General features: G+C 47.4%; 1 protein-coding gene. It reads left to right on the forward strand.

The annotated features are described in order from the left end of the window. Positions 1-266: Ig-like domain-containing protein (locus tag HC728_RS20000; RefSeq protein ID WP_190395997.1), on the forward strand; the 266-nt coding region annotated here is incomplete at both ends.

Below are 266 nucleotides of genomic sequence, written 5' to 3' on the forward strand. Positions count from 1 at the left end.
CCAAGCGAAGTTGGCAATACAGTTGAATATCAGGCTGCAGATGGCAGTTGGTCAACAACCCCTCCTGCTGTGGTCGAAGGTGACAACTCAATTACGGTTCGAGAGACTGATGCGGCAGGTAATGTGTCTGGCTCGAGTACATTAGATTTTGTGCTTGATACGCAAGCGCCGAATGCTCCGACGATCACATTGGATACTGACTCGGGTATTAGTGATGGTGATTTATTAACGAATGATGGTTCATTCACAGTAACGCCAAGCGAAGT

The organism is Aliivibrio sp. S10_S31 (assembly GCF_014694495.1).
In the GTDB taxonomy this organism is placed as follows: Bacteria; Pseudomonadota; Gammaproteobacteria; order Enterobacterales; family Vibrionaceae; genus Aliivibrio; species Aliivibrio fischeri.